The sequence below is a fragment of the Streptococcus suis YS161 genome (assembly GCF_002760245.1).
Lineage (GTDB): Bacteria > Bacillota > Bacilli > Lactobacillales > Streptococcaceae > Streptococcus > Streptococcus suis_I.
The window spans coordinates 72,234-94,031 of record NZ_ASCA01000059.1; the positions used below are offsets into that span (position 1 = coordinate 72,234).

The window sequence follows — 21,798 nt, forward strand, 5'->3', positions numbered from 1 at the left end:
ACTTTTTTCTTTTGAAAGCGTTTTGATTTTGTGATATACTGAACCTACTAGATAAATCAGGAGGTTACTATGTCACACCATCATGTTTTGCAAAACGGATCGGATATTCGTGGAATTGCTATCGCTACAGATGAATATGCTGTCAATCTCACTCCACAGGCCATCAAGGAAGTGGTTCGTGGACTAATTCATTGGCTGACCCAGAAGCCTGAACTTGCTCAAGCCTATCAAAAAGGACAACTCAAGATTGGTATTGGCCGAGATAGCCGCCTCAGTGGTCCAGACTTGGTCGCCGCCTTCACAGAAGAAGCAGTGCGTTTGGGCATTCAGTTGATTGACTTCGGCATGGCCACCACACCAGCACTCTTCATGAGCACCCAGTACCCGCAGTTCAAGTGCCACGCAGGCGTCATGGTTACTGCCAGTCACCTGCCTTATTACTTTAACGGCATTAAGATTTTTTCGGAAAATGGCGGAGCAGAGCACGAAGATATCGACTTCATCCTCTCACATAGCGAAGACTTGCCAGCTTCCACCCTTGGAAGTGTGACCACCGCAGACCTGATGACGCCTTACTCCCAAGACCTCGTAGGCAAAATTCGTTCAGCCTGTGACGGACAAGAAAAACCACTTGCCAATCTCAACATTATCGTTGATGCAGGAAATGGTGCGGGAGGATTCTTTGCTGAGAAAGTGTTGGCAGAGCTAGGAGCAGATACCACAGGCTCACAATTCCTAGACCCAGACGGCACTTTCCCAAATCACGTTCCAAACCCAGACAATAAGGAAGCAATGGAAAGCATTCGTCAGGCTGTCTTGAAGCAAGGTGCAGACCTAGGCATTATCTTTGATACCGACGTTGACCGTGCCGCCCTAGTCACCAAGTCAGGTCAAATTCTTAATCGTAACAACCTGATTGCCGTTCTCAGCCAGATTGTCCTAGCTGAACATCCAGGAACCAGTATTGTGACCAATTCCCCAACGACTGAACACCTTAAGGTCTTTATAGAAAGCCTGGGAGGCAAACAAATTCGCTATATTTCAGGCTACCGTAATGTCATCAACCGTGCTATTTTAGCTAATCAAGAAGGAGTTGATTGCCAGTTGGCTATCGAAACCTCAGGACACGCTGCCTTTAAGGAAAATTACTTCCTCGATGACGGAACGTATGTAGCGGCTAAGATTCTCATGCTCTTACCCAAACTGCAAGCGGAAGGCAAGTCCTTGGACGACTTGATTGCCCAGCTTAAACAACCGCTGGAAACCCAAGAAGTACGGTTCAAACTAGAAGCGGCAGATTATCGAGCACTTGGTGAACGGGTGATTGCTGACCTCCGCCAAACCAGCATCGAAGGCTTTGCTTTTAACCCAGAAAACGAAGAAGGAGTGCGGTTTGACCTGACCGAGCCTTATGGTGACGGCTGGTTCTTGCTCCGTATGAGCCTCCACGAGCCACTCTTGGTCTTGCAGGTGGAGAATGACCAGACTGGCTATATTCCTGCCGTTTTACGAACACTCTCAGCCTTTTTGGACCAGTACCCAGCTGTCAATCAGGACAAATTGAAAGAATTGCTATAATTAATTGAAAACACGAATAAGTTTGAGATTACTCGTGTTTTTTACATAATTTATGTTACGTAAAACTATAATTTATCCAGTGCATTTTTTTGCTCATCATTGACTATATGGGTGTAGAGGGCAGTGACCTGAGTATTGGCGTGGCCCAGCTGATGACTGACCAGAACTTGTGACTTGGTGGCGTCGTAGAGTCGCGTTGCTAGCGTATGACGAAGTTTGTGTGGAGTAACACGTATCTTGAAGTCCGCAGAGTATTTCGCCACCATTTTTTCAATAGAAGAAGCATCGATGCGGTTAGGCAGACCACGGTATTCGGACAGGAAGAAGGCTGTATCCGTTTTTTCAGCCTTGTAGCGTTGCTGGCGAATGCCCATGTAGGCTTCTAGGTAAGGCTTAGCAAACCCAGCCACATTGACCGAGTCCCGCTTGCCGCCTTTACGCGTCACCTCAATAATCATCAACTTGAGATTGACATCACGGAGGTCCAGATTGACCGCCTCAGACAAACGAACACCAGATGCCAAGAGAAGAGCCAAAATCGCCAAATCTCGCTCCTTATTTTTCTGGAAGGAGGAGAGGGCACGTTTGGAGAGATTAACCTGGTATTCTTTATCGACATAGTCCAAAAACTCCATAGTTTCATCGCCCAAAAAGAGCTTCTGCTTGATATTCTCCGCCCGAGCCGCCAAGGTTTCCTTCTTCTTCTTGGTGGATACCTTTTTCATGACATTGCGGTAGAAGTAGGGCTCGCCCTGCTCATTTTCCACTTCTTCAGTTAAATACTTGAAGAGACTAGAAAGAGCCGAGAGGGTACGGTTAATGGTGGTCTGCGACACACCATTCTGCGTGGTATTGGCGTTCAGCAGGGGACGCTCCCGCAGATAAAGAATAAAGGCCTCCATATCTTTCTTGGTCAGATGTTCCAGAATATCCAACGGAATGTCAGCAATCCGTTCCACAGATACCAAATCCGAATCCTGTAACCATTCAAAAAAACGACGATATTCTTTCAGATATTCGTACAAAGTTGTAAAACTGTAAGGCACAGCCAGCTTTGATTGGTAATATTCCAAGACATACCAAGGCATTATTTCTTTTAGCTGATCAATTTTTTCTAATAATAACTCACGACGCATGTATTTCTCCTGATTTTAGTTATATGTGTAGTATAGCATAATCTTATATAAGTTTCAAGAAAATTATAGTTTTTCGGAAAGATGTATGTGGGTATTTCAAATAAAATCAAATATAATATAATACAAACAAATACGAAAGGATTTTTTATGCTAGATTTTGTTCCTGTCAGTCCTGATAATTGGCGAGTTCCGTTATCTGTTTCTCCTGACCAAGCGGAGTTTGTCGCCGATAAAGTAACGACCTTGGCACGTGCCTTTGCTTATCGGATGTTTGATAGCCAGGCTTATTTGATTTACCAGCAAGATTGTCCGATTGGCTTGATTTTATACCATGATTTTCCTGAACGACAAGCCTATCTCATCTCTGAATTCTTTATTGATTCCAATTATCAGCGACAAGGTTTGGGTCGTCAGGCTATGACACAGTTACTGGAAAAATTCCGCTCAGAAAGAAAATTTTCAGCTATTCAACTCTGCATTTTATCCCAAAACACCCCAGCCAAAGCCTTGTATCAATCACTTGGCTTTGTTGAAACGGGCGAATATGATGAAGATGAAATTATATTGCGATTAGAATTCTAAAAAATTTACACAATATAAATTATGTAAAAAAATTAGCTTCTTTGACTGAGCTGCAGGATTAAATCCATAGCTGTTTTTCGATTTCGGAAATAAAGTTTTATTCCACTCGATTTCAAGCGTTTGGTAAAGGCGCTTTGACTGAGTTTCATTTTCTCGGCAATTGGCTTTTGTGTGAAATCTTCTTGATAGATTTTTTTGGAGATTAAGGTCTCAAACAGATCCGTTTGCGAACGATTCCAGGCAGCTTTGATGAAATCGCTAGAAGTTAGCAAGGGGTTAATCACACGATCGATTTGCTTGTATTCAGATGAAAATGCAATTTTGCTGGTGCCATAGTCATGGTTGTCATGAATGAAGTCAATAGCCTTGCGTGCTTCCCAATAAGCTGGACCATCTGCTCCAATACTTAGCTTGGGATCGATAGCTGTTAGAATCTCACCCAAGCCAATTCCAAATCGAATCTCCACCTCATCACGAAAAGCTAATTGGATTTGGTCAATCATCAAAAAATATAAGGGTTAGGCTTGCATAAGGCTTGAAATTCATCTCCCTTTGTAATGGTAAATGGCGATGCGAAGTCCTGAGCGAAGGAATGATTGATTCTATTCAGCTGCTGTTTTAGCCTTTCTTGAATACTAGAGCGGTTTGAAGTCTGTTTTGAATTGACAATATCTCCTATTAATGCGATATAATTCATAACTTGTCCTCTGATTTCTATTATATTTCCATTATAACGGACAATACAAAGATTGTCTACTAGAAAGGACATTTTCGAATATTTCCATTATAATAGAAAGTGTTGGGGTTCAAAAATCATTTTTCCTGCTTTGCTACTTCTATTTTATATTGCTGTATCTTACTTCTTCCTTCTTCGAATAAAAAGTAAAAAAGAAGAGATTATTTTCTCTTCTTTTTGGCTTTCTTGATTTTATTGGCTTGGCGTTTCATGGCTTGTTTCATAGCAAACTCGCCGATTCTACCTTTCAAACCGCCTCCAAACATTTGGGACATGTCTGGCATACCAGCTCCTCCCATCAGTTGGCTCATATCAGGCATTCCTGCACCGCCCAACATATCTTCAAGAGCAGACATATCCATACCGTTCATGTTTGGCATGTTTTTAGGGAGATTATTTGGGTTGATTCCCATTTGTTTCATCATTTTGTTCATGTCGCCTGACATGACACCCTGCATCATGGTTTTCGCTTGGTTGAAATCCTTGATAAATTTATTGACTTCGACAAAGCTATTTCCAGAACCGTTAGCAATACGACGACGACGGCTAGGTGTTAACAATTCAGGATTTTCACGTTCGGCTGGTGTCATAGAAGATACGATAGCTCGTTTTCGTGCAATTTCACGCTCGTCAATTTTCAAGTTGGCAAGGGCTGGGTTACCAGCCATACCTGGAATCATCTTCAGCAGGTCTTCCATTGGTCCCATATTCTGAACTTGGTCCAATTGATCGATGAAATCGTTGAAATCAAAGGTATTCTCACGCATTTTTTCAGCGAGTTCCAATGATTTCTTCTCATCATATTCTTTGCTGGCTTTTTCAATCAAGGTCAGCATGTCACCCATGCCCAGAATACGTGAGGACATACGGTCTGGGTGGAAAGTTTCGATGTCGGTGATTTTTTCACCAGTACCGGTGAATTTGATTGGCTGACCAGTAATGTGACGGACAGACAAGGCGGCACCACCACGTGTATCGCCGTCAATCTTGGTCAAAATCACACCAGTAATAGCCAGTTGATCATTGAACTCACGCGCAACGTTGGCAGCTTCCTGACCAATCATGGCATCGACGACCAAGAGGATTTCGTTTGGCTGAGCAAACTCTTTGATTTCTCTCAATTCGGCCATAAGGGCTTGGTCAATCTGCAAACGACCAGCCGTATCAATCAAGACATAGTCATTGTGATTGGCTTTAGCTTGCTCCAAACCTTGACGAACGATTTCAAGTGCTGGAACTTGATTGCCCAATTCGAATACAGGTACATCAATTTGTTGACCAAGGGTCTTCAACTGATCAATGGCAGCTGGACGATAAATATCGGCAGCAATCAAGAGTGGACGGGCATTTTCTTCCTGCTTGAGTTTGTTAGCCAACTTACCTGTGAAGGTCGTTTTACCAGCACCCTGTAGACCCGCCATCATAATGATAGTTGGAATTTTTGGTGACTTGATAATCTCTGAAGTTTCAGAACCCAATACAGCCGTCAATTCTTCATCAACAATTTTAATGATTTGTTGAGCAGGGTTCAGGGTTTCAATGACTTCATGCCCAATGGCACGTTCACGTACTTTCTTGATGAAATCTTTGACAACTGGAAGAGCAACGTCAGCCTCTAGCAAGGCCAGACGGATTTCCTTGGTTGCTTCCTGAATATCACTCTCAGAAATTTTTCCCTTACGGCGAAGGTTTTTAAAGACACTCTGCAAACGTTCTGTTAAGCTTTCAAAAGCCATATACTTCTCCTCTTACTCTCTATTATCAATACTGGTTAGAATAGCGATTTTTTCCTTCAAATAAGCATCTTCTGGATACATATTCAGTATTTCATCGAAAATCTGGCTACGCACCACATAGTCGGAATACATATGTAGCTTCATCTCGTAGTCTTCCAGTAATTTTTCTGTTCGTTTAATGTTATCATAGACCGCCTGACGGCTGACTTGAAATTCTTCAGCAATCTCAGCCAAACTGTAATCATCGGCATAATAGAGCTCGATGTAGTTCATTTGCTTGTCTGTTAGCAAGGCTGCGTAGAATTCAAATAAGGCGTTCATGCGATTGGTTTTTTCAATTTCCATAAACTTTATTATATCAAAAATTCCATATTTTATAAATAAGAAAATCCGTCATCACTAGAAAGATTACGGATTTTAAAAATGTTTTACATAATTATTTTTATGTTAATTGTTTTCTAAATAGAATTCGAAACGTTCTCCAACATACTGACTATTTACAAATTCAAATGCTTGACCATCTTCGAGATAAGATACTTGTTTTAGTGCGAGAATAGCCTGGTTTTTAGAAATTTGTAAATATTGAGCCACTTTTTCATTGGCTAAACGCGCAAAAATGGTTTGTTTGCTTGTTCCAATCCGATAGCCATTATCAATGAGCGTTTGGAAGAAATGGTTGGTCACCTCTTCCTTGGGAACGTTCTTAATCAAGCGTTCGGGAATGCTGGCTACCTCATAGACAACAGGGACATTATCAGCATAGCGAACCCGCTCCATCCGAATAACATACTCGCCACGGGATAAACCTAATTGTTCAACTTCTTTTTCATTAGGTTTGGTTCGTGTATAGGACAATAATTTGCTGCTTGGCGTCTTTCCTTGGAGTTGTACTAATTCAGTAAAGGAAGTCGTGCCTCGCATCTTTTCTTGAACCCGTGTACTGGCGACATAAGTACCGGAACCAATCTTGCGTTGTAGAATACCTTCTTCCACTAAAAGTGTGATTCCTTGACGGAGCGTCATACGAGAAACACCAAATTCATCTGCTAAATCGCGTTCACTTGGTAAACGTTGACCAATTTTCCAGATTCCGTTATCGATTTGTTCCTTAATTTTATCGTGAATTGTGATATATGCTGCTTTCATTTATCTAGCCTTTCTCTTCTTTCTAGTTTACCAAAAATAAAGGCGTTTGGCTAATTCAGGCCACACTCTATTGGTAAAATTCTCCTAGGCAAACAATGAAGTCAGATTACCTAAAATAAAGTGAGTAAAAACAATAAAAATACGAACACTAACATTTTTATTATCACTCATAGTTTGCAAAACAGATATTTAACAAATAAAATTTGGAAAATGTTCGCTTTTATGTTAAACTAACTACTAGTATTTGAATTATTTTCAAAACGAAAGGGAAAAACATGACAAAACAAGATGTCCAAAAAATTATTGTATTGGATTATGGTAGCCAGTACAACCAACTTATTTCACGTCGAATTCGTGAATTTGGTGTCTTTTCAGAATTGAAAAACCATAAAATTACAGCTGAGGAAGTCCGTGCTATCAATCCAATTGGTATCGTTCTCTCTGGTGGTCCAAACTCTGTCTACGCTGAAAATGCCTTTGATATTGACCCAGAAATCTTTGAATTAGGTATTCCAATCTTGGGAATTTGCTATGGTATGCAGTTAATTACCCATAAATTGGGTGGTAAGGTTGTTCCTGCTGGTGAGGCTGGAAATCGTGAATATGGTCAATCAAATCTCCATTTGAAAGCTGAATCAGCCTTATTTGCAAACACACCTGAAGAGCAATTAGTTCTGATGAGCCACGGGGATGCTGTAACTGAAATTCCTGCTGATTTCCACTTGGTGGGGCTTTCTGCTGACTGCCCTTACGCTGCCATTGAAAACACGGAACGCCGTATCTACGGTATCCAGTTCCACCCAGAAGTTCGTCATTCCGTATATGGAAACGATATTTTGAAAAACTTTGCGTTTGGTATCTGTGGAGCTAAGGGCGACTGGACAATGGAAAACTTCATCGAAACAGAAATTGAAAAAATCCGCCAGACTGTTGGGGACAAGAAAGTCTTGCTCGGTTTGTCAGGCGGTGTAGATTCATCTGTTGTTGGGGTCCTTCTTCAACGTGCTATCGGTGACCAGTTGACCTGTATCTTCGTTGACCACGGTCTTCTTCGTAAGAATGAAGGCGATCAGGTTATGGAGATGTTGGGTGGCAAGTTCGGTCTCAATATTATTCGCGTAGATGCTGCTAATCGTTTCTTGGATTTACTCGCTGGCGTATCTGACCCTGAGAAGAAACGTAAAATCATCGGTAATGAATTTGTTTACGTATTCGACGACGAAGCAAGCAAGTTGACTGATGTCGAATTCTTAGCTCAAGGAACGCTTTATACGGATATTATCGAATCGGGTACCGATACAGCAGAAACCATCAAATCACACCACAATGTTGGTGGTCTTCCAGAAGATATGCAGTTCAAGTTAATCGAGCCGCTTAATACTCTCTTTAAGGACGAAGTTCGTGCCCTCGGTACTGCTCTTGGTATGCCGGATGAAGTTGTATGGCGCCAACCATTCCCAGGACCAGGCCTTGCCATTCGTGTCATGGGTGAAATCACAGAGGAAAAACTTCAAACTGTTCGTGAATCGGACGCAATCTTGCGTGAAGAAATTGCCAAAGCGGGTCTTGACCGTGATGTGTGGCAATATTTCACAGTCAATACTGGCGTTCGCTCCGTAGGTGTCATGGGTGATGGTCGTACCTACGACTACACCATCGCCATCCGTGCCATCACTTCTGTTGACGGAATGACCGCTGACTTTGCCAAACTACCTTGGGATGTTCTTCAAAAAATCTCTGTCCGCATCGTAAACGAAGTCGACCACGTCAACCGCATCGTCTATGATATCACAAGCAAACCACCAGCAACAGTTGAGTGGGAATAATATATAAGAGTAACTTTAGCTAAGAATCCTTGATTTAACAGCATTCTAACTCCTATACAAAGCATTTAAATGAGATAAAACAGTTTGAACTGTCTCCAAAAGAAGCTCAAGGTTGGGCTTCTTTTTTTGATAAACTGCACTCAATAAAAAATCTTCCTACAAATAGTAAGAAGATTTTTATTTTATTATGGATTACCCATGTCTGCGTCTTCTTGCTCCTGCGAGACCTAGACCTGCTAAAACAAGTCCAATACTCATCATAACGCCATTGTTTTCTGAGCCTGTATTTGGCAATGTCTTAGCCCGTTCAACACGTGAATAGGATATTTTTTCCCCACTAGTCGTTTGTTGAACAGTTACTCCTGCCTGTGGTTTATAAACTGTCGGAGCAACAACCGTTGTTTCCTTATCGGCATTGCCCTCTTCGCCAATAACGGTTAAATCTCGCTCTTTATCAGTATCGGTTTTAACAACTGGCAAGTCTGATACTGTCTGTTCATCTTTTGGTCTTGCTTTTATAATATCATCGATATTCAGAGCTGGTTTTTCATTAACTGTTGGTGCGTCTTTTGGTGTCGCAGTTACATCACTACCGCTAATAACTGTGTTGAACTGTTCTTGCAAAGCAAACAAGGTTGCTAGGCGGTCTGCTTCAGCTTGTGATGCTTTAGCTTTAGCTGTCAACTCTGCCAACAATGCACTTGATTCGCTCTTAGCAAGAGTCGCATCATTCAAGCGTGCTTTGGCTGCGTCCAAGTCTGCAAGCAATTGGTCTTGAGTAGCAAGCAAGGTTTTCAATTCTGTTACCTTAGCTTGAACTGTTGCCAATTTATCTTGAGCGACTTTCAAGTCACCCTTAGCGGTTGATAAGCTTGAAAGTGATGCTTCATATGATGCAAGAACTTGTTGCAAGTTTGCTGTTGCTGCTTTAGCATCTGCATTTGCCTTATCAAAAACGTCTTGTGCTTCTGCAATGGCTACTGTGCGTTTGGTGTTTGCAAGTGTAACATCTGTCTTCGCTTGCTCCAAGCTAGCAAGTGAGATAACCGCTTGATTCAAGGCTTCAGTTGCTTGGGCTTGTTGTGCCACGAGTGCTGATTTTTCACCTTCAAGTTTGGTTACAGCATCTTTCAAGGCTTGACTGTTATCAACAACAGTACTTACTACGTAATTGAACGTACGTTTTGGTAAGTATTTCAGACGATTACCGTTGAAGGTCTGTGTCAATTTGCCATTAACAACTGATTGCTCGAAATTAACTGTACGAGCATCTCCATTAGACAATAGTGCAAAATATTGAGTGTCGCCGTCGGTTGCTATACCAATAGCAATATTACCAGTGGCTTGTAACATATGAAGACGATGTCCAAAATCCACACCTACATTGTTGTAATCACTAAACCAACTAAGTATCATATTGTAAGCGACTTCAGCGTGAGACAAATTTTTTTTCTTATTTGACCCTGCACTGGTCATATCAAAAAAGTCTTTACCTAACGACTCACCCAATCGTGACATTTCATAACCATTCACAGGGTCTGTTAACGAACTACCATGTGAGAAATCTGTCAATAACTCTTGAGCACGCTTTTGGGTGAAAGCTACAAAGCTATCTGTCACTTTCAATTCCAAATCTTCTTGAGTGAGACCACGGCGTGGCGTCAAGGTGATACCGTTGATGCGACGCAATTCAGCAATAACTTTCGCTGCTTCTTCTGCTACGGCCTTAGCGTCAAATACATAAGTGAATGAACCAGTTGCCTTGTATTCAGCAGCTTGTTCTGGTGTCAAAACAATTGTCTGAGTGTCTTCACCATCAAAGATAACGGTTTCCAATTGACGGGCATAATCTGCAGGGTTCAAATCTGGGAACTGTTCACGGACAATGTCTTCCATATCACGGTCAGCACCTGTAACATCTACATAATTGCTTGTTACAACAGTTTCTGTTACCGTTGTTGGTTTGTTATTGGCTACTGCTTCTTTTGCACTTGCCAGTTTAGCATCTGTAGCTGTGATGGCTGCTGTAGTTTGTGCCACTTCAGTTTCTTTTGTTGCAATCGTGCTCTTAGTTGCTGCGATTTGTGCTTCCACGTTTTCAGCAGTTACAACTGGTTGAGCTTTTGCTTCTTCCAATTTTGCTGATGCTTGTGCTTCTGCAGTCTTAGCCGCATCTGCAACTGCTTGTGCTTTTACAACGTCACCTTCTTGTGATGCAACAACTTCTTCTGCTTTTGCTACAGCTGTTTGTGCGTCTGTTACGGCTTTAGTTTGAGTAGCAACTTCAGCTTCAGCTGCTGGAAGTGCTTCTTGAGCAGTTGATGCTTTGGCAACAGCTTCAGTCAAGTCTTCAACAGCTTTTGTTTCAGTAGCAATGGTTTCACCCGTAGCCTTATCAACGGCTTCTTGTGTCTTGACAGCTTCTGCGTCTGCAGATGCTACTTCTTTAGCTTGCTCTACTTGTTCAGCAGAAATAGTGGTAGGTGTTGCGGTAACTACAGTTTCAGTAGATTCAGTAACAGGTGTTACGATTTCTTCAGCATTAACCTGAAGATGAGTTGCTGATGCACCGATGGCGACAGTTACAGCAAGAGATCCGACAACTTTTTTTGGTCTTCTCATATGATTCCCCTCTTAATTATTTTTTATGAACAAAAATTTTTGTTCAAGTCTATTATAGCACAAAAATTGTTCTGTACGCAAAATAATAATGAATATTTAGTCTAAAGACTGGTTATATTCGCTCTTATTTCCTCGTATCATTTAGATAGTAATGAGGGAGTGAAATCAAATGACATTAAAACAATATATCGGTACTCGTGTTCGCCAAATTCGAAAAGCAAAAAATCTGAGCCAGCAACAGTTAAGTGAAAAAGCGGAGGTCGGAATAGACTATATTTCCAACCTCGAAACAAAAGGTTCAAATATAAAAGTTGATACTCTTGAAAAAATCATTTCTGCTCTTGAAATTGAAGTATCTGATTTTTTTCAAGTAGTGGATTCAACAACAAATTACAATGTATTGAACGAGTTAAACAAACTTCCAATCAAGAAACGTGAAGAACTGGAAGAAATTATTCTACTGATGATAAAATCTCTCCAATAAGGATAGAAAAGTACAAAAAAAGGCTTTAGCTAGTATTTATATGCTAACTAAGGCCTTTCCTGTCGTAAACTTAGAATTTATATACTTGTGTAACCGTTTAATATGGTACCTTAAGGAACTTTTGTCCTGTTCTTGTTTCAGTTTACTATATTTTTCGTTTAACAAATTAAACATTTTTGTGGATTTGAAAAATATTTTTTGTTATACTTGTGTTATGAAAACATCAACACTTGGAAAGTTACTAGAATTACCAAATTTTCACCACTTCTACACCGTTCCAATTAGAGAAAATACGGAGTCTTCTGGAAATTATATAATTGTTTTTGAACAGGACAAGCAACCTGTATTTGTTGATTTGAAAAATGAGACTGGTCACACTCGTGAGGTACGCTTTGCCAGTCATTTTGACAGCGCCGGTCTTCTGGTTGGATTAGGAGCCATTCCTATCAATTATTGGCCTACCTGCCAGATTCTTGGTGTGAAGAAAAATAATAATCGACGAGGACTTAGTCTATCTAGTCTGATGGATGGTTATGGACGTCTACCTATTTTTAAGGAAATGGCAGAGCGTTATAGAGCGCGTGGACAATCAACCATTTATGACCCCTACCGTTATTCATATACTATTGATGAAAAGAAGGTTATTAAGGATAATCAATTAACCCTTATTCCAAAGAAAGAATACGAAAAGATAAAAGATTTCCATCCTTTTTTGCAAACAAAGCATGGAAATGTTTATGCAGTTCCTTGTTTCTATCAAGACAGAAAACGAAATCAGATTACTAAAATCTATATTATGGGCTGGTACTTTTATGAGAAGCAATTAAAAATATCTTGGAAACCTTCTCATTCTCGTAAAAGCCGCTGGCGTTCTTCTCTTGTTTCAGTTGATAAATTATCGGACCGCTTCTTTTTTCAAGGAGAATTGTATAAAAAAGGAAACTATCCAGTGTTCCTGGAAGATCTAACAATAAAAAATAAGGCCTACCAACATCGCCTAGATAGGGAGTTTGCAGCCTTTTTAAGCATTATTGAAGAACAAAAACAGAGAGCACAGCTCCGTGTTAAATAGAAAATGGGTAGGTTGGGAAATTACCGACTATCATTTTTACGATTATCTTTTAGTTTTACAACGACTCGAAACTGGCGATCAGGATGATTTTCTGTATTGGACATCTGAATACGTGCTTCTAGAATATCGCCGTGTCCAAAATAGATTAAGCGACTGATTAGTGAGTTTTTATCCGATGGGATATATCCTAACTTTGTGCCCTGATAAAAGATTGCTACAGCTTCTGAGTCATGTGGGTTTGAAGGCTCTCCGACTAGCTGAACAGGTGTTCCTGGCTTGAGTTGGTCGATTACATCTAGTCCATCATAGTAGGCAAAGGCTGCCAAATGAAAATCATGCACATTGCGTGTTGGTTCAAATGATGTGAATGTCATGTCTAACCTCCTAGTGAATCATTATGGTTGATAAACAATTTGATAATCTGCATTGATAATAACACCGTTTTGGTAAATAGTGTAACGGGCATTATCATCGCCTTCCAAAACATTATAAGGAATAGATTCGGTGCGCGTGTAGTTTCCTTCAATGACGCGCCAATTGTTTTCGCCTAAAATTGAGTTGGCATAATCAATCGTTTTTGGTCCACTATCCAACTGTACGCCTGTTTCAGTATTTTTTAATGGGTCTATACCGCTAGTGGCTGAATTGGTCAAGCGATAATAGACATCTACCACGTCTGCTGTTGTTTCTTGGCTTATTACAATCATTCTATCGCGCGTAGAGTCAGTAGTGTCTGTCTCAGTTGTATTTGCTTGTGTTCCTTTGGGAATCATTAATAGTGTTACATCGCCAATCGTTGCGTCTACATAGCCTGTTTCAAAAATTCCATCAGTTATTTTTCCGCGGCCAAGTAAGGACTGGCTATCTGCTACTAATCCTTTGCTATTGAAGACTAGTGAATTTCCTTGGCTATTTTGCCAGGTGCCTAGTATACTATCGTAATTGCCTTGCATTAGAGCATCTATATCCATAGAACTAAGAGAAATCTCACGTTGGATTGTTGATGACGTGCTTGTATTGGCATTAGAAACCTGGGTATCAGCAGTTGAGGTACTTGCGAAACTGCCCTTCTTTTCAGTTTGACAGGCAGAAAGCGACATGATAGTGAGCAAGCCAAGAGCGAGTGCTAAATATTTTCTGTTCATTCTAGCTATCTCCCCTCTAATCTCTATGAATAGTAAAGCCAGTTGCCTGTTTGGTTGCCATAATGGTCATATCAGAAATCTGCACATGTGCAGGTTGATTTGCAACAAATAGAGTACAGCTGGCAATATCATTTGCTTGAAGAGCATCAATTCCTTGATAGACTGTCGCTGCTCTCTCTTTATCTCCATGAAAACGGACTTGGCTAAAATCAGTCTCAACGATACCGAGTTGTAACGTAGTTACCTTGATATTTTTATCAATCGTGTCAATACGGATCCCGTCTGAAAGCATCTTGACAGCTGATTTGGTTGCAGCATAGACAGCAGCTCCTGCATAGGCGTAAATACCAGCCGTTGATCCAATATTGATAATATGCCCCTCATTATTTTCAACCATTTGTGGCAATAACTGACGTGTCACAGTTAGTAATCCTTTAATATTGGTATCAATCATTGTCATCATGTCAGTCAAATCATAGTCTTGGAATTTGTCTAATCCCAATGCCAGACCAGCATTGTTTACCAAAATATGAATTTGTCCAACTTCTTCTAAGATTTTTTGACAATTTACAATTGTTTGTTCCATATTCGTAATATCAAATGAATGAACTGATACCTGAACATGGTATTGCTTTTCAATATCTTGCTTAATTTCTTCTAGTTTGTCCAATCTTCGTCCTGTAATGATGATATTATCACCATTAGCAGCAAACACATAAGCGATTGCTTTGCCAATGCCACTACTTGCACCTGTAATCAATACATTTCGTTTCATCACTCTGTCTCCTATTCTCTTTATTATACTACAATTTTACCTAGTTTGTAAAAATGCTGTAGTTAAAAACTCATCAGATTTCCGATGAGTTTGATAGGTATTAAAATAAATTAATGAGGCGCATCGGGTGCATATTAAAACGAACCTGTCTAGCATAGTAGATATTTCCACCATTTACATATAACTTCCCACCATTCAGCAAAGCCAAGGGATGAAAATAGGTATATGTTTCTTCTGTAGTATTCCCTAAGCTTGGTGCTACTACTGTTCTGGAGTATTCTTTAGCTAAAGAGAGTGTATGTTCTCCACCATGCTCAGCAATATAGTCAATATAGGCTGGACCGAAATTATATGCCTGAACTGCTGTCCAAACCTCTACTCCTTTTTCCTCAGCCAACCGTAGGTTTTCTGTTAGGTAGATAATTCCTTGCCTGATACTCTCTCTACTATCCGTGATAGTGTTAGCATAGCCAGTAGCGGACTCACTTGATTGCATGACATCTGCTTCTTGTCCCTTGGTTTCTGTGTAAATCATTGCTAGGACTAGTTCTTCATTAGCTGGTGTGTCGTTTTCAGCCAATACTTCTTGTACCATAGTTTGATAGGTCATCACTTGCTTGACTGCACTGTAGGTTTGATAGAATTTGTAACCAAGAAAAATCAGCAAAAGAAGTATCAGCGTACGTATCAGTTTTTTCATTTACTTGCTCTTTATGTCTTCAATATTTTTGATAAGAATAGAATAGGTCCCGTTGTCATTTTGAATAAACTCAACCGATTCTGCATCCTCATAGATTGCATTTGGCACAATCAACTCAATTCCGTTTGATAAAGATAGCTTCTGATTTTCAAATTTCTTAAGTTGACGGCTACTATCAATTTCATCGAAGGAAATCTTATCAGGTATGACCCCTTTCAGTTGATCGACGAAATTTAAACGAGCGGTCAGGTTGTTATCGAATAACTGATCAGCCAATTTTTCGGGTGAAAGCTCATTATCTTCTTCCAAATTGTTAAAAATAGCTGATTTGACTTTCGATTGAAATTGAAAATCGCCTTGATGGAAATTGTCAGCAATCTTCTGTGCAGTTTGCTCTACTGCTTTGATTGATTTCTTTGCAGAAATAGCTGGTGTGACTTGCAGAAGATTATCTGAGAAATAATTGAGGAAGGCTCCATTGTGTTTGATTCTTTTCTCAATCAAATGATACTTCCGCGTTTGAAGATTGACAATCAAGGCTTCATCAGGTGCTGAACCTGCTCCAGGTAAATTATTCTGGGTGATTTTTAAAGGACTTCCGCTTTCCAGACCAACATGGGCGAGATTTTCACGCAGGGTAATTCTTAGAAAGGCGAAATGCTCCACACCATTTCGTTCAAACTCTATGAAAATGAGGTCATTGGTTTTTAAATTCTCAGAAATTGAAAATTCTTCTTTCCATAGATTAGCAATCTTGACAGAGTTGGTCAGTAGGTCACCATCTAAATAGTCAAGAAAAGGATTGTCGGGGTTAAATTGTCCTGTTTTTGCTTCATCAGAAAAGACACGTTTAATCTTTTTACGCAAGTATTCTTCTATTTTTGGGCTAACAGTCAAAAGCTGGTCGGAAAGGACCAGCTCTGTATCATCAGGACTAAATTGATGTATGATGGCTTTTTTTACAAATATATCCATTATAAACCTTCGTAAAGTGGGAATTGATCTGTCAAAGCACGCACTTCTTGACGGACTTCCTCAAGAGCAGTTTCATTTTCTGCATTTTCAAGTGCTTTGATAGTTAGTTGTGCAACCTTGCGAGCTTCCTCTACTCCAAAACCGCGAGCAGTAATGGCCGCAGAGCCAATACGGATACCGCTTGTTTTAAATGGTGAGAGTTTTTCGTAAGGAATTGAGTTTTTATTGAGGGTGATGTTAACTTCATCTAAGAGATGTTGAGCGACCTTACCATTTTCAACAACTTTGGTCACGTCAACGAGGAAGAGATGGTTGTCTGTTCCTCCTGTGATGACTTTAAAGTTAGGGTTTGCAAGGAAGACTTCGGCCATGGCCTTGCTGTTCTCAATCACTTTCTGAGCATAGTCTTTGAAAGCTGGGTCCAAAACTTCTTTGAAAGATACGGCTTTTGCAGCAATGACATGCTCTAATGGACCACCTTGGATGCCTGGGAAGATGGCTGAGTTGATTTTCTTGATGAGTTCTTCGTCATTGGTCAAAATTAAACCACCACGTGGCCCACGAAGAGTTTTATGAGTCGTAGTTGTTGTAATATGGGCATGTGGCACTGGGTTCGGATGAAGACCTGCTGCTACAAGACCAGCAATATGAGCCATATCCACCATCAGTTTGGCACCCACTGCATCTGCAATTTCGCGGAATTTAGCAAAGTCAATTGTACGGGCATAGGCTGAAGCACCTGCTACAATCAATTTTGGCTGTACTTCTTTTGCTTGTTTTAAAATTGCATCGTAATCAAGCAAGCCAGTTTCTTCGTCAACATTGTAAGCTACAAAGTTGTAAGTTTGTCCTGAGAAGCTAACTGATGCACCGTGAGTCAAGTGACCACCTGCAGCTAAGTCCATTCCCATAACAGTGTCTCCTGGCTCAATCAAGGCCATGTAGGCAGCACAATTGGCCTGGCTTCCTGAGTGTGGTTGAACGTTAGCAAATTTTGCACCGAATATTTCTTTAGCACGTTCAATAGCTAAACTTTCAACTACGTCAACGCATTCCGTACCGCCATAGTAACGACGACCTGGGTAACCTTCTGCGTATTTATTGGTCAAAATAGAACCTTGAGCTGCCATAACAGCTTTAGAAACAACGTTTTCAGACGCAATCAATTCGATATTATTTTGTTGGCGTTTTTCTTCAGCTTGGATAGCTTCCCAAACTTCTTTATCAAATTCTTTGTAGTTAACTTTGTCAAAAATCATATACGGTACTCCTTTGTATTGGGCTAAATGTGCTTGATAAAACGCTTCTGCATTTTATCGGAGTGATAGCCATTCTTTTCGTAGAAAAGATGGGCTTGGAGACGACTTTCAGCAGAATTGAGGCGAATAAAATGGTAGCCCTCTTTCTGTGCAATTTGCTCAACGGCTTTCAGCAGGCTTGCTCCAATCCCTTGTCCTTGATGACCAGGCAAAACAGCTAGTCCGAGAATATTGAGGCCTGTATCCGAATAGAGACTTTCATAGACTTGTGCGTGAATGTAGCCTTGCACTGCGCCACTTATGTCATCTATATAGACCAACAAGATATGCCCCAATGTGCTCGTGCATCTAAAAAACTGTCGCTCAGTTTGTTCCAATGAACAATCATACCCTAAGGATTGAGCATTGATTTCTCGGATGACTACCAAGTCACTTTTCTCAATGGGACGAATCATAAAACTACCTCAAATTCTATTTCGGGAATGGCTTTCTGAATCTCTTCGCGGCTGATAGCACCTTGGCGCAAAATCCGCGCTTTCTGTCCAGAAAGGTCCAAAATCGTTGAATCAATGCCTGTCAGAGCTTGGTCATCCTCAATGCCAGGCAAATCAACTGGAAATTGTGCCTGGATGTCCGAAAACTTCTTGCCGCTTTCGTTTCCTGAAATATTGGCGGACGGTCCAATAAGTGGGCCAGCCTCTGAAATCAAACGTAAGGTTTGTTCGTGATTGGGAAGACGAAAACCAACAGTATCCAGTCCAGAATTAACCCAAAAAGGAACGTTTTTGTTCGCTTTCAGGATAATCGTTAGCGGTCCTGGCATAAATCTATTATACAGTTTTTCCAGAAAAAAGGGTGTATTTTGACTGAAAAAATAAATATCGTTCAGATTTGAGACATTTAAGTTCATTGCCTTGTCCCTCGGACGCTGTTTCAACTGATAGACACGATTGACTGCATCTTCATTCAAGGCTTGGGCAAAAAGCCCATAGACTGTTTCAGTTGGAAGGATAACAGCACCACCATTTTCAAGAATTGTTCGGAGTTTATCCATTGTCATCCGCTACGACCTTTCTATCCTGTCCAAATTGGTCTTTGAGGACTCTAATTCGCTTTTTTGGGAAATGCAGAGCGAGTAAGTCGGTTAGGTCTTGCCCTTGCTTGTAGCCAATTTCAAAGTAGAGTTTTCCTTTTTCCTTCAAAAATGCCCCTGCTTGCTCCGCAATTTGTCTATAGATAGCCATGCCATCTTCTTCCGCAAATAAGGCAAGATGAGGCTCAGAAGTCAATACATTGAGTCCAACTTCATCTGTGTCATCTGGTGAGATGTAGGGCGGATTGGAAACGATGATGTCAAAATGCCCTGTCACTGCTTGCAAGACATCCGATTCTAGAAAGTGAACAGAGACTTGGTTGGTTCTTGCATTTTCCTGAGCCACTGCTAGGGCATCCTTTGAAATGTCAACTGCTACCACTTCCCAATCAGATCTAGCTTTTGCAAGGGAAATAGCTATGGCACCGCTTCCTGTACCGATGTCTAATACACGCAAACCTGCTCTGCTATTTTCCTGCAAAATCAAATCAACTAATTCTTCCGTTTCAGGTCTTGGAATCAAGACTCGCTCATCCACTGCAAACTCCAAGCCATGAAAATCAGCCTTGCCGATAATGTACTGGGCAGGTCGGTGCTGGGAAAGTTGCTGAAAAATCGCATCAATCTCTTCTTTGTCAGTCGGTGTAACTTCCTGACGGAGCAGGAGGAGAAATTCCGTAAAGTTCAATCCCTTTAAGCCACGAAAGGTGAAGGACAGGGATTCTGCCTCTTCACCGATTGCGACTAATTGTTCTTCGTATGCTGCAAATAATTGAGCGTAATTCATTATTTGTTAAGCTCTTCTAGTTTTTGCGTTTGATCGTAGAGGACAAGGGCATCGACGACTTCGTCCATCTTACCTGACAAGATAGTATCCAGCTTTTGCAAGGTTAAGCCGATACGGTGGTCTGTCACACGGTTTTGTGGGAAGTTGTAGGTACGGATACGCTCTGAACGGTCACCTGTACCGATAGTTGATTTACGCTCAGCATCCTGCTCATCTTGGGCAATCTGTGCAAAGTGATCCGCAACACGGGCACGGATAATCTTCATAGCCTTTTCACGGTTTTTCTGCTGGGTCCGTTCTTCCTGCATCTCTACCTTGATGTTTGTTGGCAAGTGAACGATACGCACGGCAGTCGCAACCTTGTTGACGTTCTGACCACCGGCACCAGATGCATGGTAAATATCGACACGAAGATCTTTTGGATCGATGTCATATTCCACTTCTTCAACTTCTGGCATGATCAGAACGGTTGCTGTTGAGGTGTGGACACGACCTTGGCTTTCTGTCACAGGGACACGTTGGACACGGTGAGCTCCTGATTCATACTTGAGTTTTGAATAAACGGATTGACCAGAGACCATGGCAACCACTTCCTTGATACCGCCGACACCATTATAAGAAGCCTCCATGACTTCAAAACGCCAGCCTTGACCTTCTGCATACTTTTGGTACATGGTCAAAAGGTCTCCAGCAAAGAGGGCAGCTTCATCACCACCTGCGGCACCACGGATTTCCAAGATGATGTTTTTGTCATCGTTAGGGTCTTTTGGTAAAAGAAGGATTTTCAGCTTTTCTTCGTAAACTTCTTTATCAGCCTTAGCTTGTTTGAGTTCTTCCTTAGCCATTTCCTCCAGGTCAGCGTCACCAGAAGATTCTTTAATCATCTCTTCTGCATCGACAATGTTTTGAAGTACAGTCTTATATTCGCGGTAGGCTGTTACTGTATCACGAGTTGCAGCCTCTTCCTTAGACAACTCCATAAAACGCTTGGTATCGCTGACTACATCAGGGTCGGACAACAACTCACCAAGTTCCTCGTAGCGGTCTTCCACCGCCTGTAATTGATCATAGATGTTCATAATTTTAAGATATTAAGGGCGTTAAACGAACAAAGCAAAAATAGGAGTTTTGACGAAGGACGAAAGCGTCCTAAGAAAAACTATCTTTTTTGCACAGTTCGTAGCCCGAATTCAGTTCCTTTCTAAAAATTTGGAGAGAACACACTTCTAGTTAGCTTGTAGGGCGTGTTCAGTTCTATTAAGATACAAAGCCCGTTAAGCAAGCACAGTCAAAATAGGAATTTTGACCAAGTGTTACAAACACTTGGAGAGATTATCTTTTTGACACAGCTTGTAGGGCGTGTTCAGTTCCTTTCTGTAATATGTAGGTCATGAAACAGGCACAGTTCGTAGCCCGTATTCAATTCCTTTGCCGTAGTATGTAAGTCATGAAAATTGGCACAGAGTCATAGGCAAATTCAGTTCATTTTCAAAAATTAGGGTAAATCTTTAATTTCCGGTGAAAAATAATGTTTGCGACAGACAGGAATGTAGGTTTCATTGCCACCAATTTGGATTTGTTCTCCTTCATAGGTAGGTTTACCGTCTTGTGTTCGCAAAACCATGGTGGCTTTTTTAGAACAATATTGGCAGATTGTTTTGATTTCATCTAATTTATCAGCCAATAAGAGCAAATGTTGGGAACCTTCAAATAGTTCATTTCGGAAATCATTTTTAAGACCGAAAGCCATAACGGGTACATCTAATTCATCGACTACGCGAGCAAGTGCGTAGACATGATGACGTCGAAGAAATTGTGCTTCATCAATGAGAACACAGTAAGGACGCGGTTCCATTTTTTCGATAAAACCAAAGATATCCATATCATCGTCAATCGCTACCGCTTCACGTCGCATACCAATACGGCTTGAAACAACGCCAAAGGCATCACGAGTATCCAAGGCAGAGGTCATGATGACAACGGGCTTGCCTTGCTCTTCATAGTTATGGGCTACTTTAAGAATTTCAATGGTTTTGCCAGAATTCATCGTCCCATATTTATAATATAATTGAGCCACTTTTCTCTTTCCAATCTTAAAATTTCACTCTTTCCATTTTATCATAATTTGACCATTTAGGAAATAGAA

General features: G+C 40.9%; 21 protein-coding genes and 1 pseudogene. 5 read left to right on the forward strand and 17 right to left on the reverse strand.

The annotated features are described in order from the left end of the window. Nucleotides 1-69: 69 nt before the first annotated feature. Nucleotides 70-1,578, forward strand: coding sequence for a phosphomannomutase/phosphoglucomutase (locus tag SST111_RS08185; RefSeq protein WP_099810593.1), 1,509 nt, complete (start codon nt 70-72; stop codon nt 1,576-1,578). Nucleotides 1,579-1,643: 65 nt separating this feature from the next. Here the strand turns inward: SST111_RS08185 and xerS are convergent, their stop codons facing one another. Next, nucleotides 1,644-2,714, reverse strand: coding sequence for a tyrosine recombinase XerS (xerS, locus tag SST111_RS08190; protein WP_099810595.1), 1,071 nt, complete (start codon nt 2,712-2,714; stop codon nt 1,644-1,646). Nucleotides 2,715-2,861: 147 nt separating this feature from the next. Between xerS and SST111_RS08195 the strand changes: the two genes are divergently transcribed. Continuing rightward, nucleotides 2,862-3,296: a GNAT family N-acetyltransferase gene (locus SST111_RS08195; RefSeq protein WP_180274045.1), complete on the forward strand. Its 435-nt coding sequence runs from the start codon at nt 2,862-2,864 to the stop codon at nt 3,294-3,296. A gap of 32 nt (nt 3,297-3,328) precedes the next feature. Here the strand turns inward: SST111_RS08195 and SST111_RS08200 are convergent. The 4 genes and pseudogenes from SST111_RS08200 to SST111_RS08215 all read right to left on the reverse strand — a co-directional run bounded on the left by SST111_RS08200 (nt 3,329) and on the right by SST111_RS08215 (nt 6,914). Further along, nucleotides 3,329-3,993 (reverse strand): annotated as a pseudogene (locus tag SST111_RS08200) (SatD family protein). A 200-nt stretch (nt 3,994-4,193) separates the two neighbouring features. Then, nucleotides 4,194-5,768 (reverse strand): signal recognition particle protein, encoded by a 1,575-nt coding sequence (gene ffh / locus SST111_RS08205; protein WP_099810600.1) that lies wholly within the window; start codon nt 5,766-5,768, stop codon nt 4,194-4,196. A gap of 12 nt (nt 5,769-5,780) precedes the next feature. Then, on the reverse strand, nt 5,781-6,113 hold the full coding sequence (locus tag SST111_RS08210) for a putative DNA-binding protein (protein ID WP_099810603.1): 333 nt from the start codon (nt 6,111-6,113) through the stop codon (nt 5,781-5,783). A 102-nt stretch (nt 6,114-6,215) separates the two neighbouring features. Next, nucleotides 6,216-6,914 (reverse strand): GntR family transcriptional regulator, encoded by a 699-nt coding sequence (locus tag SST111_RS08215; protein ID WP_099810605.1) that lies wholly within the window; start codon nt 6,912-6,914, stop codon nt 6,216-6,218. Nucleotides 6,915-7,189: 275 nt separating this feature from the next. Here SST111_RS08215 and guaA point away from each other — a divergent pair, with 275 nt between their 5' ends. Further along, nucleotides 7,190-8,740: a glutamine-hydrolyzing GMP synthase gene (guaA, locus tag SST111_RS08220; RefSeq protein ID WP_099810607.1), complete on the forward strand. Its 1,551-nt coding sequence runs from the start codon at nt 7,190-7,192 to the stop codon at nt 8,738-8,740. 192 nt (nt 8,741-8,932) lie between these two features. Here the strand turns inward: guaA and SST111_RS08225 are convergent, their stop codons facing one another. Further along, the gene (locus SST111_RS08225) at nt 8,933-11,362 is read right to left on the reverse strand and encodes an LPXTG cell wall anchor domain-containing protein (RefSeq protein ID WP_099810609.1); all 2,430 of its coding nucleotides are present in this window, start codon (nt 11,360-11,362) and stop codon (nt 8,933-8,935) included. Between the two features lie 169 nt (nt 11,363-11,531). Between SST111_RS08225 and SST111_RS08230 the strand changes: the two genes are divergently transcribed. Together SST111_RS08230 and SST111_RS08235 are read left to right on the forward strand one after the other, a co-directional pair. Then, entirely contained in the window at nt 11,532-11,846 is a 315-nt protein-coding gene (locus SST111_RS08230; RefSeq protein WP_029179876.1) for a helix-turn-helix domain-containing protein, read from the forward strand. A 214-nt stretch (nt 11,847-12,060) separates the two neighbouring features. Next, complete coding sequence (locus SST111_RS08235) at nt 12,061-12,918, forward strand: hypothetical protein (RefSeq protein WP_099810612.1); 858 nt, start codon at nt 12,061-12,063, stop codon at nt 12,916-12,918. A gap of 20 nt (nt 12,919-12,938) precedes the next feature. Here the strand turns inward: SST111_RS08235 and SST111_RS08240 are convergent, their stop codons facing one another. The 11 genes from SST111_RS08240 to SST111_RS08290 all read right to left on the reverse strand — a co-directional run bounded on the left by SST111_RS08240 (nt 12,939) and on the right by SST111_RS08290 (nt 21,729). Next, complete coding sequence (locus SST111_RS08240) at nt 12,939-13,292, reverse strand: HIRAN domain-containing protein (RefSeq protein WP_099810614.1); 354 nt, start codon at nt 13,290-13,292, stop codon at nt 12,939-12,941. Nucleotides 13,293-13,313: 21 nt separating this feature from the next. Next, the gene (locus SST111_RS08245; RefSeq protein ID WP_099810616.1) at nt 13,314-14,063 is read right to left on the reverse strand and encodes a DUF6287 domain-containing protein; all 750 of its coding nucleotides are present in this window, start codon (nt 14,061-14,063) and stop codon (nt 13,314-13,316) included. Between the two features lie 16 nt (nt 14,064-14,079). Beyond that, a complete protein-coding gene (locus tag SST111_RS08250; protein ID WP_099810618.1) occupies nt 14,080-14,838 on the reverse strand; it encodes an SDR family NAD(P)-dependent oxidoreductase in 759 nt (252 codons plus the stop codon). A 100-nt stretch (nt 14,839-14,938) separates the two neighbouring features. Then, entirely contained in the window at nt 14,939-15,538 is a 600-nt protein-coding gene (locus SST111_RS08255; protein ID WP_099810620.1) for a lysozyme family protein, read from the reverse strand. Then, the gene (locus tag SST111_RS08260; protein WP_099777085.1) at nt 15,539-16,513 is read right to left on the reverse strand and encodes a nucleoid-associated protein; all 975 of its coding nucleotides are present in this window, start codon (nt 16,511-16,513) and stop codon (nt 15,539-15,541) included. After that, complete coding sequence (glyA, locus tag SST111_RS08265) at nt 16,513-17,772, reverse strand: serine hydroxymethyltransferase (protein ID WP_014637944.1); 1,260 nt, start codon at nt 17,770-17,772, stop codon at nt 16,513-16,515. The genes SST111_RS08260 and glyA overlap by 1 nt, the downstream gene beginning before the upstream one ends. Nucleotides 17,773-17,795: 23 nt before the next feature. After that, nucleotides 17,796-18,227: a GNAT family N-acetyltransferase gene (locus SST111_RS08270; RefSeq protein ID WP_024408913.1), complete on the reverse strand. Its 432-nt coding sequence runs from the start codon at nt 18,225-18,227 to the stop codon at nt 17,796-17,798. Beyond that, entirely contained in the window at nt 18,224-18,826 is a 603-nt protein-coding gene (locus SST111_RS08275; RefSeq protein ID WP_029179872.1) for an L-threonylcarbamoyladenylate synthase, read from the reverse strand. Before SST111_RS08275 ends, SST111_RS08270 begins: the two co-directional genes overlap by 4 nt. Next, entirely contained in the window at nt 18,819-19,652 is an 834-nt protein-coding gene (gene prmC / locus SST111_RS08280; RefSeq protein ID WP_014638921.1) for a peptide chain release factor N(5)-glutamine methyltransferase, read from the reverse strand. The genes SST111_RS08275 and prmC overlap by 8 nt, the downstream gene beginning before the upstream one ends. After that, complete coding sequence (gene prfA, locus SST111_RS08285; RefSeq protein WP_014638920.1) at nt 19,652-20,731, reverse strand: peptide chain release factor 1; 1,080 nt, start codon at nt 20,729-20,731, stop codon at nt 19,652-19,654. Before prfA ends, prmC begins: the two co-directional genes overlap by 1 nt. Nucleotides 20,732-21,147: 416 nt before the next feature. Next, complete coding sequence (locus SST111_RS08290) at nt 21,148-21,729, reverse strand: thymidine kinase (RefSeq protein WP_014638919.1); 582 nt, start codon at nt 21,727-21,729, stop codon at nt 21,148-21,150. Nucleotides 21,730-21,798: the final 69 nt, after the last annotated feature.

What these genes read in the sequence shown, in the direction of transcription:
- ffh (WP_099810600.1), bottom strand. Translation starts at nt 5,768, where the DNA reads ATGGCTTTTGAAAGCTTAACAGAACGTTTGCAGAGTGTCTTTAAAAAC.
- prfA (WP_014638920.1), bottom strand. Translation starts at nt 20,731, where the DNA reads ATGAACATCTATGATCAATTACAGGCGGTGGAAGACCGCTACGAGGAA.
- SST111_RS08235 (WP_099810612.1), top strand. Translation starts at nt 12,061, where the DNA reads ATGAAAACATCAACACTTGGAAAGTTACTAGAATTACCAAATTTTCAC.
- SST111_RS08215 (WP_099810605.1), bottom strand. Translation starts at nt 6,914, where the DNA reads ATGAAAGCAGCATATATCACAATTCACGATAAAATTAAGGAACAAATC.
- SST111_RS08250 (WP_099810618.1), bottom strand. Translation starts at nt 14,838, where the DNA reads ATGAAACGAAATGTATTGATTACAGGTGCAAGTAGTGGCATTGGCAAA.
- SST111_RS08210 (WP_099810603.1), bottom strand. Translation starts at nt 6,113, where the DNA reads ATGGAAATTGAAAAAACCAATCGCATGAACGCCTTATTTGAATTCTAC.
- xerS (WP_099810595.1), bottom strand. Translation starts at nt 2,714, where the DNA reads ATGCGTCGTGAGTTATTATTAGAAAAAATTGATCAGCTAAAAGAAATA.
- prmC (WP_014638921.1), bottom strand. Translation starts at nt 19,652, where the DNA reads ATGAATTACGCTCAATTATTTGCAGCATACGAAGAACAATTAGTCGCA.
- glyA (WP_014637944.1), bottom strand. Translation starts at nt 17,772, where the DNA reads ATGATTTTTGACAAAGTTAACTACAAAGAATTTGATAAAGAAGTTTGG.
- SST111_RS08240 (WP_099810614.1), bottom strand. Translation starts at nt 13,292, where the DNA reads ATGACATTCACATCATTTGAACCAACACGCAATGTGCATGATTTTCAT.
- guaA (WP_099810607.1), top strand. Translation starts at nt 7,190, where the DNA reads ATGACAAAACAAGATGTCCAAAAAATTATTGTATTGGATTATGGTAGC.
- SST111_RS08260 (WP_099777085.1), bottom strand. Translation starts at nt 16,513, where the DNA reads ATGGATATATTTGTAAAAAAAGCCATCATACATCAATTTAGTCCTGAT.
- SST111_RS08275 (WP_029179872.1), bottom strand. Translation starts at nt 18,826, where the DNA reads ATGGATAAACTCCGAACAATTCTTGAAAATGGTGGTGCTGTTATCCTT.
- SST111_RS08245 (WP_099810616.1), bottom strand. Translation starts at nt 14,063, where the DNA reads ATGAACAGAAAATATTTAGCACTCGCTCTTGGCTTGCTCACTATCATG.
- SST111_RS08270 (WP_024408913.1), bottom strand. Translation starts at nt 18,227, where the DNA reads ATGATTCGTCCCATTGAGAAAAGTGACTTGGTAGTCATCCGAGAAATC.
- SST111_RS08230 (WP_029179876.1), top strand. Translation starts at nt 11,532, where the DNA reads ATGACATTAAAACAATATATCGGTACTCGTGTTCGCCAAATTCGAAAA.
- SST111_RS08185 (WP_099810593.1), top strand. Translation starts at nt 70, where the DNA reads ATGTCACACCATCATGTTTTGCAAAACGGATCGGATATTCGTGGAATT.
- SST111_RS08195 (WP_180274045.1), top strand. Translation starts at nt 2,862, where the DNA reads ATGCTAGATTTTGTTCCTGTCAGTCCTGATAATTGGCGAGTTCCGTTA.
- SST111_RS08255 (WP_099810620.1), bottom strand. Translation starts at nt 15,538, where the DNA reads ATGAAAAAACTGATACGTACGCTGATACTTCTTTTGCTGATTTTTCTT.
- SST111_RS08225 (WP_099810609.1), bottom strand. Translation starts at nt 11,362, where the DNA reads ATGAGAAGACCAAAAAAAGTTGTCGGATCTCTTGCTGTAACTGTCGCC.